We start from the raw sequence: 14009 nt of genomic DNA on the forward strand, positions 1-14009 counted from the left end.
ACATTCTAACGATTTTTATATCCGTAAAAATCAATACGATAATGATCAACTTTTACCCCTGTTTTTGCTTCTATTTTTTCAATTAATTCCGCTGGTAATTCTACTTTAATATCCATAATTTGATTGGTGTCTAAGATATTAACATGACTATGATCTTCGCAAAAATTACCATATAATCTTCCTTCATGTCGATCGACACATTCAATAATACCATGACTAGACAGCGCTTCTAAATTCTGATATACTGAGGTATGACCAATATCTTTACCCTGTTGACTTAATCGATCGTAAATCTCTTTAGCTGATAAATGTTCTTGTTGTGACCATAATAACTCAAGAATAAATCTTCTTTGTCGAGAAAGTCGCATCCCTAATTCCTGACAGCGATTGAGGGCATTTTTTAAGGAGCGAATTTTCCTTTTCCTTGCTCCTGATTGTTCCATTTTTCTGTTCAACTCCTTGTAAAATCTTGGAAAATAAAATAAACTCATTACCACTTTAACTTAAGTAATGCCAAAAAAGAAATTAAGAATAGGCTTCACCAAAAATTAAATTTTAATGCCTAAAACTATTTACCGAAAATATAGTCGATGTCTAACAGACTTCGATCGCATTTGATCAAATAAAAACTTATGCACTATCTGAAAAATGTCATTAATTATTGCGGGGGAAAGAAGCGGAGTTGGCAAAACTACCATTACTTTAGCTTTGTTATCCTATTTGAAATCTCAAGGGAAATCAGTACAATCTTTTAAAGTAGGACCAGATTATATTGATCCTATGTTTCATACAGCTATTACAGGTTTACCCTGTCGTAATCTTGATCCCATTTTAACCTCTGAAGACTACGTTCGATCGAGCTTTTATCATCACCAAGCACAAATTAACATTATTGAAGGGGTAATGGGGTTATATGATGGTGTGCCAAATACAGATTATTTCGCTTATGGTAGTACTGCTCATATTGCTAAATTATTGCAAATTCCTGTTATTTTAATTGTGGATTGCAGTAAATTAAGTACCTCTATTTCTGCTATTATTTCTGGATATGTTAACCTCGATAAAGATGTAAAAATTGTCGGTGTTATCTTAAATAAAGTCGGTAGTGAAAAGCATTTATCTTTGTTAAAAGAAGGGGTTAAATTATGTCAAATTCCCGTTTTTGGAGTGTGGTTTCGATCGCAAAATATTGAATTGCCTTCCCGTCATTTAGGCTTAATTCCCACTGGAGAAATTACTAATCATCAAGAGATTTTTCAACAATTAGCAACTCTTGCTCAACATAATTTTAATTGGGAATTATTAACACCATATCTTGAAAACACAGATTTAGTAAATAATTATAATGCCTCTTATTTTATCTCTCATAATAATCTTAAATTAAGAGTTGCGATCGCCTATGATAAAGCCTTTAATTTTTATTATCAAGATAACCTTGATATTTTAGAAAATTTAGGAATAGAATTAGTCTTTTTTAGTCCTCTTAATGATGAGAAGATTCCCGATGATATTCATGGAATATACCTAGGAGGGGGATTTCCAGAAGTTTTTGCCGATGAATTAGCTCAAAATTATTCCATGAAAAATTCTTTAAAACAAGCGATAAATAAAGGAATTTTTACCTATGCAGAATGCGGAGGTATGATGTATTTATCCGAAAAAATAATTGATTTTAATGGTAAATCATGGGAAATGATCGGGGTTTTGCCTAATACTGCTACTATGGATAAAAAATTAACATTAGGCTATCGAGAAGCCAATATTTTGACGAATTATAACATTTTAATAGATAATTTTACTCTCAAAGGTCATGAATTTCATCGAGCAAAAAATTCTTCTATTCCTATATCTCCTATACTCGAAATAAAAGATTATTATACACAACAAATAATCTCCTATCAAGGATGGAAAATGAAAAATGTTTATGCTTCTTATTTACATTTACATTTTGCTAATTATATTTCTTTAATTGTCAATATTTTAAAAAAACAAATAATTTAAACAGCTGATAAAATGTAAATAAATTCTAATTTAATACAGTTATTGAAAATAATAAAGCTATTATTAAAACTTTGATATTTTTTTGTACAAATAGATTGTCTTAAATTAACATTGGCTATTAACAATAAAATAAATTTGATTGCTAGATGATAATTTTGACTCATTCAACGGTTTAATTTATATAGTCTATTTTTTATGAGGATGTGACTAATTTAACAAAACAAATTCAAAAGAAAAAATTATGTCCTCAATTTGATCATTAAAATATTGAGCTTGAGTATAATTTTCAAATATGATGATAAAATCATCTAAAAATTCTTAATTTTGGATTGACAAAACTTTATTTTTGCATATTATTTCGATCGAATATTTTGGACAACAGGCATTATTAATCATAAGTTAATTAAACATGAGTAGTGAATTTAGAGAATTATTAAAAAAAATTGGTAGTGGAGCGCATACTCACAAAAACTTAACTCGTTTACAAGCCAGTTTAGCTTTAGAAATGATGTTAAATGGGGAGGCAACTCCAGCGCAAATCGGTGCTTTTTTAATCGCCCATCGCATTAAGCGCCCCACGGGAGAAGAATTGGCAGGAATGTTGGATAGTTATACTAAGTTAGGGGTAACTTTATCGAATATCAATAATTCTTCCTATCCTCTCACAATTTTCGGTATTCCCTACGATGGTAGAACAAGATTTGCACCTATTTCCCCTCTTACTGCTCTTATTTTAAGCTCGATCGAGCTTCCCGTGTTAATGCACGGGGGTACAAAAATGCCCACCAAATACGGCTTAACCCTAGCAGAAATTTGGAGAGAATTAGGTATAGATTTAACTCAATTATCCTTGTCTCAAGTAGAGAAATTATTGAATGATACCCATTTCGGTTTTCTTTATTTACCCCAACATTTTCCCCTAGCCCATAAATTAGTACAATATCGAGAGGAAATCGGTAAACGCCCCCCCATTGCTACTTTAGAATTAATTTGGCAACCCTACGAAGGGCATAGTCACCTCATTGCCGGTTATGTGCATCCCCCCACAGAAAAAATGATTCGGGAGGCTTTGTTGTTACGAGGAATAACAAAATTTACCCTCATCAAAGGTTTAGAGGGTAGCCCCGATTTAAAATTAGATCAAACTAATATTATTGTCATTGATTCTCCAAAATCTGAGGAAGGATTTGAGTATCTAAAAGTTAATCCTTTGCACTATGATTTAAAAGGTAAAGATCCTTCATTGTCAGATCATCAAGAATATTTTAACCAATTAAAAAGAACGATCGCTGGTGAAAATACGCCCTTAACTATGAGTACTATTTTAAACGGTGGTTTTTATCTCTGGCGTTGTGGTGTTACAAGCTCGATCGAACAAGGTTTAACTCTTGTCGAGAGTTTGATTAAAGAAGGAAAATTACAAACACAACTAGAGAGAATGGAGAATGGAAAATGGAGAATTGAGAATGAAGAATGAAGAATGGAGAATGGAGAATGGAGAATGAAGAATGGAGAATGGAGAATGGAGAATGGAGAATGAAGAATGGAGAATGGAGAATGGAGAATGAAGAATGGAGAATGGAGAATGGAGAATGAAGAATGGAGAATGGAGAATGGAGAATGAAGAATGGAGAATGGAGAATGAAGAATTGAAAATTAACACCCTAATTCCTAATTCCTAATTCCTAATTCCTCTATAATTTGATTTATTCACTATATATTATAGATTATGAGTCAAAGAACTATTATTTCAGGTACTGGTATTCCCTTAGTCGGTAACGACATTGACACCGATCGAATTATTCCCGCCCGTTTTTTGCGTTGTGTCACCTTTGATGGACTAGGAGAACAAGTGTTCGCAGACGATCGTATCGCCTTACAAGGAAAACATCCCTTCGATTTACCCCCATATCAAAAAGCAAAAATTTTAGTAGTTAATGCTAATTTCGGATGTGGCTCAAGTAGGGAACACGCACCCCAAGCCATTGCTAAATGGGGAATAGAAGCCATTATAGGAGAAAGTTTTGCGGAAATATTTTTCGGAAATTGCTTAACTATGGGTATTCCTTGTGTTACCACTTCATCAGGAAATATTAAAAGTATCCAAAACTTATTACAGGAAAATCCCGATATTTCCATGACATTAGACTTAGAAAATTTAAAAATTCAATGCGGACATTATAGTAGTGTTGTCAAAATGGATAGCGGTGCAAAAAGTATGTTAACCACAGGAAAATGGGATACTTGTGGTTTATTGACTAAAAATATTGAGCAAATCAAAGCAACATCGACAAAATTACCCTATCTTACTTGGTAACATTAATAATTTCTCATTCCTATAATTTCTCATTCCTCATTATTCTCTAAATATGAAACTTCAATCTCTATTTGTTGCCCTTATTCTCACTTTTTCTTTTAATAATATTGCCCTTAATCCTACTCAGGCACAAACAACCACGAAAACTCAAGTATCTTCCGAAAGTTCGATCGATTTTACCAACCTTACCAGATTTTTGAATGAACAAAATTGGCGTAGAGCCAATGATGAAACTAGACGTATTATCTTACAAGCCACCGGTAGAACTTCTGTAGGTTGGATTCCTCCTTCTGACTTACAAAATCTCTCCTGTAGCGATTTAAAAACCATTGATACTCTCTGGAAAGAAAACTCTAATGGTAGATTCGGTTTTAGTGTCCAATTCCCTATTTATGTGGATACAGGCAATCGCCCAGCAAGACTGGTGAGTGATGATGCTTTTAATCGTTTTGGCGATCGCATCGGCTGGAGAAAAGACGGAGATTGGATTATCTTCATCGAGAATCTTAACTATTCGATTAATGCACCTATCGGACACTTTCCTAACCCTCGCCCTGAATATTCCATTACAGGAGGTAGATTGCTTTATTCTACATTGGCGGGAAGAATGGTTGAATGTAATTTAGTTACCTATCAAAGATAATTGAGAATTGAGAATTGAGAATTGAGAATTGAGAATTGAGAATTGAGAATAAAAAATATTTTCCCCATCCTCAATCTCTTATCTCTTATCTTTCTCAAAAAACACTTATAATTAAAGCCAAGTCAAAAACAGGGGCAAGAATATGGTGACTCAATTAAAAATTGCCTTCCTTAAACTTGATCTTACCTTTACTGAAATTGATTAACTATTCAACATTTTTTTATGTGTAAGCTAGAATCACATTAATAAGCATTTTGAACAATTTAAAATTCGATCGAACTATAATATTTTTACTCCTATGAAAAAAAAATCATCTATTCCCCAAAATATTCTTGCTACCATGTCCATTTTTGCCCTCACCATATCGGGATGTAGTCAAGAAAAAACTGAAGCTCCCACACCCCAACCCATTCCTGTCAGTTTAACCACCCTAGAAAGCGGACAACTCATTAATAGTAGCGAATATGTCGGCACATTAGAAGCCGTGACAAGAGTTAATCTAGCCCCAGAAATTAACGGTAGAATTCAAAGTATTCTCGTACAGGAGGGCGAATTAGTTACCCAAGGGCAATTAATTGCCGAATTAGAGCCTACCCAACAAGAAGAAGACGTATTTGCCGCTTCCGCCAATGTCCAAAGTCAAATCGCCGCCTACAATCAAGCTCAATCGGAATTAAAACAAAGAGAAGGAGAAAAAGATGCCACTTCTTCCCAAGTCGCAGGATTAAGGGCGGATGTTAGTCGTGCCGAAGCTAACTTAAAGTCCACTCTAGCGGATTTACAAAGAGCCACTGCTGATTTAGAATTAGCAAAAGTCAACTTCGATCGCTCTAAATTCTTAGTCAATTCTGGGGTATTACCTACCCAAGATTTAGACGACAAAACCAGAGATTTAAACAGTGCCAAAGCCACTGTAACCGCCAGAGAAGAAGCCTCTCAAGCCGCTCGATCGCAAGTTCAAACCACCAAAGAATCCCTTAACTCCGCCCTAAGTAACTTAAAAGTATCCCAAGAAAGAATACAAGGAGCAAAATCTAATGTCGATCGAGCAAGGGCAGATATTGATCAATCCAGAGGAAACAAAGGTAGTATTGAACAAAACTTGATTTTTAACCGCATAACAGCCCCCGTTACAGGTATTGTGGGAGATTTTAACAAGAAAAAAGTGGGAGACTATCTCAGTCAAGGAGAAACTTTAACAACTATTACCAATAACGATAAATTTCTTCTTAACGTTAACGTACCCATTGAGAATCTACCCCGCTTAAAAATTGGTCTCCCCGTGCAAATTTTAGGAGACAAAAATACTCCCGTTGTCTCAGGTAGTATCAGCTTTATTTCTCCTTTGACAGAACAAAATAATCAATCTATCACCGTGAAAATCAGCTTTGAAAATGATGGTAGTTTCAAAGATGAAAAATATGTTCGCGCTCGTTTAATTTGGGATACCAAGCCCGGTATTTTAATTCCCACCAATGTAGTTAGTAGCTTAGGGGGACAAAAATTTGTCTTTGTGGCACAAAAAGGAGATTCCGATGCCCTCACCGCCAAACAAATTCCCATCACCATCGGCGGTATTCAAGGGCAAGAGTATCAAGTACTTTCAGGAGTTAATCCGGGCGATCGAATAGTCACTTCTCGTATTTTAGACTTAAGAAATAATACCCCCATTACGGAAGCCGAATTAACCTCCAGTAAAAATTAATCAACGTTAAATCATCCATGGAATTTAGTCATTGCTCAGAAGACTATTAAAATCAACGATTTAGACATAATACCTATCCTCATCAAAAAATCTCTACCTGAGTTAACAAGTAGAGATTCAAGCACTAGATAAAGCTAGTTAATTTAAATTAGAAAGTGAACGTAGTTCTTAAAGTACCGATGATACCATCTTGATTACTTCCTTGATTGGTATTTGTCACCCAGATAACACCGGGAGTAACAGAAATATTGTCAGTTAACTGATACTTGTAGAATGCTTCCACATGAAGGGGAACACTATCAGTACTAATACGAACTCGACGAGAGTTACCATTAGGATCAGTGACAAAGTAAGTAGAGTTAGCATTATAAGGCTGAACACCAGCAAAGATACCTAAAACGCTACCTTCTTTGAATAAGTCAGGGAAAGCAACACCACCACCATAACTCCAAATATCATCACTGCCACGACCAATTCTGGTTAGGCTAGTATAGTTGAAGAAAGCACTTAAACTTACAGCATCACTTAAACGCCATGCAACTTGAGAACCGTAAGAATTACTAATTTTATCCTTTTGATCAACAGTAGTACCCGCACCAAAACGACTACCCAAGAAATTATCTAATTGACTATTGCTTTGGTTAGCTAATTGAGTACCTACGATACCAAAACCACTTCCAGCACCACCACCGAATACTGGACTATCGGCTTTGTGGAAACCACTAACATAGGTGAAGCCTAAAGCAAAGGTATCACTCATGTTGAAGTTAACTTGACCCAACACTGAGTAGTCACCGTTGAACACCCCTTCACCTTGAGCAGGAGAGTTAGGAGAACCACCTGCTAAATAACCAATAGTTGCAGTACTAGGACCTAATAAACCTTCTAAGAACCCTAAGCGATAGCTGAAGGCAACCCCAGAACCACCACCGATACGATAGATAGGACTTTCAGAAGCGAAAGGACTTAAAGCACCATTACCACCGTCGTAGTCTTCAAAGAAAGGATTGAGAGTTGGAGCATAGTCACTGTGGATACCGCCCCAAGCCGCTAAATAGGTTTTAACTTCGGCATTTTCTCCTAATTTAATGGGAGCATAGTAAGCTAACCAGTCCACTTGTACATCATTATCTGCACCTGGGTAGAGATTAAAGGTTTGATTTAACACTGCACTAGGTCCAGAAAAATTTCTGTTTTGAACAGGTAAGCCACCAGTACGGAATTTATTGCTTCCATTCACATTAAATGCACCAGCGTTACCTGCGGATAAACGAGTAATTAAGGTATCTTCTCCAGTGAAACTGGTATTTAAGGCTAAACGAACACGATCAGCTAAAATAGCTTGGTTTCCATCTTCAAAGTTTTGAGTTAAAGCCATGATGACTTCCCCTTTCAACTTGGTAGTGGTGGAGAATTGGTGATCTTCTAAGAAAGCCACTCTGCCTTCTAAGTTGTCAACTCTTGCACCCAAAGCGGCTAGTTCAGATTCAAATTCCGCCATTAAGCGTTTTAGTTTTTCGATGTCTTCTTTCATTACTGATTCACTGGCGGCAATCAAACGCTCCATTTGTTGCATACAAGCGTTTAAACCAGCGGCAAATTCGTAACGACTTAAAGCACGATTTCCTCTGAAGGTACGATCGGGATAACCAACAATACAACCATAACGTTCTACTAAGCTACGGAGAGCTTCAAAAGCCCAATCGGTAGGAGATACGTCTCTGAGTTGAGAAACGCTGGTAACTTGATCTTTAGAAGAAGTACCGCCTTCGGCACTGTAGCTATCTAATTGATTGATGATTTGCACATCGACTTCTGTACTACCTTGAGCAATTTCGTTGGCTTGTACTTGAGTAGTAGCTAACAAACTAGCACCCACTAATAAAGGGGTTACTTTAACTGATTTCCAAAAATTCTTTTTCATAGTTTTAGTTCCTCACACATAATTTACTGCTACGGGTTTTTGTTAGAAAATAACGCTTTAACAGTTTCATAGTTTTATATTAGCACGAAAATATAAATTAATCACTAATAAATCTAAAAACTTTGTTAAGAACTCTTAACTTTTCTTTAACGATGCCTTATCATAGGCACTTTGGCATATTGACTTAAAATCAATGTCCGAACAATATCAAAATTTAGACAAATACCCTCTCTCCATCATTCGGAAAAAGGGTATTTGATTTAATGAAAATGTGGGTTTTATAGTTCTTTCAAACTTCTGACTGCTGAAAGGAATAATCAGTCATATTTTTAAACTGTTTTTAACCCAGCTTAATCATTTTTCCTGATTAGACAGCTTCAGCCCACAGCCGAGTTTGCTTCTCCAGAAAACCCACTCTCTTACTACTACTATCTGTCATGGGCATCACCTCCTGTTCTTCCTGAACGGCTTTTAATTAATTTACTAAAAACATCCTAGCTTATAAAATTGGGAATGACAACTGTTGAGAAAAAAAAGATATTTTAACTATCTAAAACTATTAACAACAGGATTTAGGTGGACAGCAGGAGTTATTATTTTCTGGTTTTTGTTTGTAGGCTTTAACGGTTAACGATCGAAATTCGATGTCATTAATTACTTGCCAAGGTGTCTCTTGACGATCGATTATTTCTACTTCTTGAAACCCTGCATTTTCAAACATTTTCACAAATAAATCTTCTCTAAATGCACCTGATATACAACCACTCCATAATTCTGGATCATTAATCATTTCTAAGGGTAAATCTCGATCGCACACTATATCAGAAATAACCGCTTTTCCCTCATTTTTTAACACTCGATAAATTTCATCAAACAGTTGTTTTTTATCCTCTGGTTTGACTAAATTTAATACACAATTTGACACTACCACATCGATCGAACTATCCTTAATTAAAGTTGCTTCTTTTCTGAGTCGATCGCACTCCGTTTCAAAAGCTCTTAAATCTGTTAAATTATGAATAGGATTCTCTCTTAACCATGACTCTAACTTATCTAAGGGTAACTTTAAATCTTGAATTTTACCCTTAATAAATTTAGTATTACCATAACCTAATTGATCATTAATTTCCTGTTGATATTTACGAGCTAAATTGAGCATTTCATCGTTAAAATCTATGCCGATTACTTGCCCACTTTCACCAACTTTTTGAGCAATAATATAACAATTTTTTCCTGCACCAGAGCCTAAATCAATAACAATTTCACCCTCATTAACATAACGAGTTGGATCACCACACCCATAATCTTTAGCAATAATTTCATCGGGAATAATCTCTAAAAACTTACTATCATATTCCGTAGGACAGCATAAACTAGGTTGATGTTGTTTTGCACCCATTTCATATCTTTCTAAAACCGATTTTTCAATGTCATAACTCATGATAATTTAACTCTTGAATACGATGGCAATTTTAATTTTATTCTATAGTGTTAATGTCTAATATTAGGTTCATTAAATCAGTTATAAATAAATTTAGATACAATTTTTGTTGGGTTACGCTTTCGCTAACCCAACCTACAAATTAATTGTAAGTTAATAGGCACAGATAGTAAAATCATCTCCTACCCAACAGGCTTTATCAGATTTTGAGCGTCTTGCTTCTCCCCAGCGAGAGTTAATACCTGCCGTTGTCAATCCTCTCACTTCCGCTACTCCCGATTTAATGATAGCCACACTAATTGAGTTAAACTAAGCCAGAACCTCACGATTCTGACTCGTCTTCAGAACGGAACGTGAAACTTTCGCTTCATTCCGCTCCTCTCCGATAAACCCCTTGTCATGGGTACGATTCAAACTACCATCTCTAGCAGTCTTATCATCGTGGCAATGTCTATGAAGTATTTGTAGATTGTTGTACATATCCTTCCCACCTTTCGATTTTGGGATAATGTGGTCGATTTCTAGCAAATCCTCATTTTTAAAGTTGAGTCCACAGTGATTACACTTCCCTTTCTGTCTCTTGAGTAATGTTGCCATTCTTGTTGATACTTCGGGGTGTTTTCCTATACGGGTTGTCCAATAAATCCAGTCTCCGTCAAAAGGCGATTTTTCTCCCTTGACTTTGATGTGTCTTTTAATTTCCGTTTCGCTATGGTTTAGGAGTCTCATTCCCTCTTCATCTCTGGTAGAAAACACCCATGTTCTTAATTCCCATGTGTGCCAATATTTTTTGGCAACCCATGTTTTGGATTTGTTTGGGTGTCTTCTTTCTGCCCATCTCTTAAGTTGTTGATACACCATGGAGTCACATTTAGAGTAAATCTCTTTACTGCACACTGAACTATAATAGTTCGCCCAACCCCTGATGATAGGATTGAGTTCTCTAATTAAGGCTATTTGTGGACTTGCTTTGTGTTTATCTATAGTCTTCCCAATCTTTTTGATATGAGATTTGATTTTATCCTTCGATGGTTTTATCATGGTTTTATATCCAAGTGGCACACCCTTAGAGTTATTTCCCGTGTGTGTTCGTCCAACTTCATATTGACGGATATTAAATCCTAGGAAGTCAAAGCCAGTGTTTCCTTCATACCGATTGAGTGTATGAGAGATACGGGTTTTACTTGGTTTTAGTTCGAGTCCTAAATCTTTCAACCAGTTTTCGATAATTCCCTTGCATTGGATGATTCTTTCAATATCTTTGTGAAGGATGACAAAGTCGTCCGCATATCTAACTATTGTGAGAGAATCCTTGTTGTCTCTTTTCGTGCCTTTCCATGTACCTGCAAACTTTTTAAGTTCTAATTCCATTCCATGAAGGGCTATATTTGCTAATAACGGTGATACCACTCCTCCTTGTGGTGTGCCTTCGTTGGTTGGGTATAATTGTTTACCGTCCATGTACCCACTCTCTAGCCATGATTTGATTTCACGTCTTAATTGTGGGTATGTTTCGAGTTTTGCAAGTAATTTATCGTGGTCTATTTTGTCGAAGCATTTAGAAATATCAGCATCCAGTACATATTTCGGCACTTGGTAAATTGCGTTGAATATTTGTCCAATTGCATCGTGGCATGACCTAGCTGGTCGAAATCCATAACTGTTCGGTTCAAATTTTGCTTCCCATTGGGGTTCTAGTGCTAATTTGACCATACATTGTTTTATTCTATCTTCCATACAAGGGATTCCCAGTGGTCTTGTTTCTCCATTAGGTTTGGGTATGTTTACCCTTCTTGTGGGTTTGCATTTACCTCTTAGTTTTAATTGACCTGTAATCTCTAGGCGTTGCTTTGGGGTCAAAGATTTAACTCCGTCCACTCCTGCTGTTTTCTTGCCTTGATTATCCTGAGTTACCTTTCTGGTTGCGAGAAGTTTTCCGTAATAGGATTTTATGAGTAATCTTTGTAAGCTGTGAACCAATTTGACATTACCATTTTGACTCGCTCTATAGATTCTCTTTTGTAGTCTAAATACCTGTTTTTCCACAACTTTCCAGTTTATGGATTGCCATGTGTTCCAGTTATTTAGTTTATCAATCGGTTTTGCCGTTGTCATAATTTTGCTACTTTATTGACTCTATACTGTTTATCAAAGTGTGTACGTCAGCATATCTTTTACATTACATAAAAGTGTTGGCTTCTTACACAATCCTGCCTCCCATAACCTTACGCTGGTTACTACTCAAAGTCTTCGACCTCTTTGAGAGATTATGGGGGGTTATCTCGTTCCCTATATCCTTCCGTCAACCTATTGATTGCGGTATTACTCAACCTTAGACTTCCTCTATCCACCGACTCTCTGTATTTGTCCCCAGTTCAGGAGAAAAAACCTGCTGGTACATTAGAGCTTTACCTTTTGGTCTGGCTTATCAGCCTTATTTAGCCAGTTCTACGTAACGGTGGTTCAGACGAGGATTCCTTCCGTAGTCATAGTTAATTTGCTCGATGGGATTCCCCTTTGGGCTAGGAGTTACCACTTTTTAACCGAGCTTCAGCGTATGGGATACCACTCCAAGTCGCTGTCGGCTATGCTGTCACGTTGACAATAACGGGTAGGGCTTTCACCTACAAGGATATAGAGTTGTCAAGGTACATTGCTGTTTTACCTTGCCTAGTTTACGTTTTGGCTTATTTGCCTAGACTTTTACTAGAACGATTCGCACTTCTCTACCGTAGATAAGTCCAGATTTCGCCCTAATGCTAAAACTACCATTGCCTCCAAATTGTTCAAAAATACACTTATCTCGGAATACTACTTGATTTGAGTCACCTTTAATAACGCATAAAGCCTCTCCAGCTTGAGCCGTTTTTTGTTGGGGCATGAGTAGAATAGCACTCAAGGAAAGAATAGGAATAATTTTTTTAATCATGGTTTTATTTATTTTGCATTACTCATTACTCATTACTCATTACTTTATTCTTCATCGGGGAAGCGGATAATATCATCATCCCCCAAATATTCTCCATTTTGTACCTCAATCATTACCAAAGGTACAACTCCCGGATTTTCGACTCTATGGCGAGTATTCATAGGTACATAGGTGGACTGTTTAGGCAATAACAATCTTTCTTCTCCATTGAAAACTACTTTAGCCGTTCCTGCTACTACAATCCAATGCTCACTACGATGATAGTGCATTTGAGTGCTAATATGATGACCGGGTTTGAGGGTTATTTTGTGAATACGGTAGTTTTTACCATCTTCTAGTAGCGTCACTGTACCCCAAGGAGGAGTTCTAGTGTATTCGCTTTCTATGATTGCCTGAGAGTTAGAATTAAGATTGTCGCTCATATAATTCTCCTTATTGCTCATCAAAATTAACTTAATCAATTATCGATCATAAACTTTTTCAAAACCGATAACATAAAATTGATTTAAGAGTCCGATCGTGGTGAAATTATAAAGATAGAGATTAGTTTCATAAATGCTAAGTAAAAGATAATTGCGTCTTTGGGTAGTTTTACCGATGAGAGTGGGTACTTGACTTTTCCCCGTATCAATCATTAAATTACATACTTGGCTTTTGATGGCTTGTTCTAAATTATTAGAGGTAGCAGTACAAACATTTTCTTTAGCATAGGTAATTAATTGTTCTGTAGCAAATAACTCATATTTTTTTTGATTAGGATTGGTGAGTGCTAACAGTACACCGAAGGCTAAAAATAAACTCCCTCCTATCACTAAGGTAATAGATAAAGGGCTTTTTTGTTCACGGGGTAACGGATTCATAAAATTTTTTTAATAATTACTAGATCATTTTACAAAAAATATGCTATAATGGTTTATCGTAACGGCGAGCGTAGCCAAGGGGTTAAGGCAGTGGTTTGTGGTACCGCCATCCGTGGGTTCGAATCCCATCGTTCGCCCTTTTAATTAATAGACTTCTCCAGAAAAATCTATTTGTTCGTAGTGAGATTT

General features: G+C 36.1%; 13 protein-coding genes, 1 tRNA gene and 1 pseudogene. 7 read left to right on the forward strand and 8 right to left on the reverse strand.

Going from position 1 to position 14009, the window contains the following annotated elements:
- Positions 1–5: 5 nt before the first annotated feature.
- Positions 6–443 carry a Fur family transcriptional regulator gene (locus SYN6308_RS15440; protein ID WP_017295353.1) on the reverse strand — a complete coding sequence of 146 codons (438 nt, stop codon included), beginning with the start codon at positions 441–443 and terminating at the stop codon, positions 6–8.
- A 205-nt stretch (positions 444–648) separates the two neighbouring features.
- On the opposite strand from SYN6308_RS15440, the gene SYN6308_RS22700 reads away from it, so the two are divergent.
- The 6 genes from SYN6308_RS22700 (at position 649) to SYN6308_RS15480 (ending at position 6666) form a co-directional block, all read left to right on the forward strand.
- On the forward strand, positions 649–2001 hold the full coding sequence (locus SYN6308_RS22700) for a cobyrinate a,c-diamide synthase (protein WP_017295354.1): 1353 nt from the start codon (positions 649–651) through the stop codon (positions 1999–2001).
- Between the two features lie 409 nt (positions 2002–2410).
- Complete coding sequence (locus SYN6308_RS15455; protein WP_017295356.1) at positions 2411–3478, forward strand: anthranilate phosphoribosyltransferase family protein; 1068 nt, start codon at positions 2411–2413, stop codon at positions 3476–3478.
- Positions 3475–3597: a hypothetical protein gene (locus tag SYN6308_RS25830; protein WP_017295357.1), complete on the forward strand. Its 123-nt coding sequence runs from the start codon at positions 3475–3477 to the stop codon at positions 3595–3597. The genes SYN6308_RS15455 and SYN6308_RS25830 overlap by 4 nt, the downstream gene beginning before the upstream one ends.
- A gap of 133 nt (positions 3598–3730) precedes the next feature.
- Complete coding sequence (leuD, locus tag SYN6308_RS15470; RefSeq protein WP_017295359.1) at positions 3731–4318, forward strand: 3-isopropylmalate dehydratase small subunit; 588 nt, start codon at positions 3731–3733, stop codon at positions 4316–4318.
- 52 nt (positions 4319–4370) lie between these two features.
- Complete coding sequence (locus SYN6308_RS15475; RefSeq protein ID WP_017295360.1) at positions 4371–4961, forward strand: GUN4 domain-containing protein; 591 nt, start codon at positions 4371–4373, stop codon at positions 4959–4961.
- 298 nt (positions 4962–5259) lie between these two features.
- Positions 5260–6666, forward strand: coding sequence for an efflux RND transporter periplasmic adaptor subunit (locus SYN6308_RS15480; protein ID WP_017295361.1), 1407 nt, complete (start codon positions 5260–5262; stop codon positions 6664–6666).
- Between the two features lie 148 nt (positions 6667–6814).
- On the opposite strand, the gene SYN6308_RS15485 is transcribed toward SYN6308_RS15480, so the two are convergent.
- The 7 genes and pseudogenes from SYN6308_RS15485 to SYN6308_RS15515 all read right to left on the reverse strand — a co-directional run bounded on the left by SYN6308_RS15485 (position 6815) and on the right by SYN6308_RS15515 (position 13820).
- Positions 6815–8590, reverse strand: a complete 1776-nt coding sequence (locus tag SYN6308_RS15485; RefSeq protein WP_017295362.1) for an iron uptake porin — start codon at positions 8588–8590, stop codon at positions 6815–6817.
- A 604-nt stretch (positions 8591–9194) separates the two neighbouring features.
- Positions 9195–10031: pseudogene (locus SYN6308_RS15490) on the reverse strand (methyltransferase domain-containing protein); the annotation flags it as partial.
- Positions 10032–10184: 153 nt separating this feature from the next.
- Positions 10185–10325, reverse strand: coding sequence for a hypothetical protein (locus tag SYN6308_RS24975; protein ID WP_017295364.1), 141 nt, complete (start codon positions 10323–10325; stop codon positions 10185–10187).
- Between the two features lie 15 nt (positions 10326–10340).
- Entirely contained in the window at positions 10341–12146 is a 1806-nt protein-coding gene (ltrA, locus tag SYN6308_RS15500) for a group II intron reverse transcriptase/maturase (RefSeq protein WP_017295365.1), read from the reverse strand.
- A gap of 580 nt (positions 12147–12726) precedes the next feature.
- Positions 12727–12960, reverse strand: coding sequence for a hypothetical protein (locus tag SYN6308_RS22705; RefSeq protein WP_017295366.1), 234 nt, complete (start codon positions 12958–12960; stop codon positions 12727–12729).
- 44 nt (positions 12961–13004) lie between these two features.
- Positions 13005–13382 (reverse strand): phosphomannose isomerase type II C-terminal cupin domain, encoded by a 378-nt coding sequence (locus SYN6308_RS15510; protein ID WP_017295367.1) that lies wholly within the window; start codon positions 13380–13382, stop codon positions 13005–13007.
- Positions 13383–13421: 39 nt separating this feature from the next.
- Entirely contained in the window at positions 13422–13820 is a 399-nt protein-coding gene (locus tag SYN6308_RS15515; protein WP_017295368.1) for a DUF4359 domain-containing protein, read from the reverse strand.
- A gap of 64 nt (positions 13821–13884) precedes the next feature.
- Between SYN6308_RS15515 and SYN6308_RS15520 the strand changes: the two genes are divergently transcribed.
- Positions 13885–13957 (forward strand) — tRNA-His (locus tag SYN6308_RS15520).
- Positions 13958–14009 lie beyond the last annotated feature (52 nt).

The sequence above is a fragment of the Geminocystis herdmanii PCC 6308 genome (genome assembly GCF_000332235.1).
GTDB classification, from domain to species: Bacteria; Cyanobacteriota; Cyanobacteriia; order Cyanobacteriales; family Cyanobacteriaceae; genus Geminocystis; species Geminocystis herdmanii.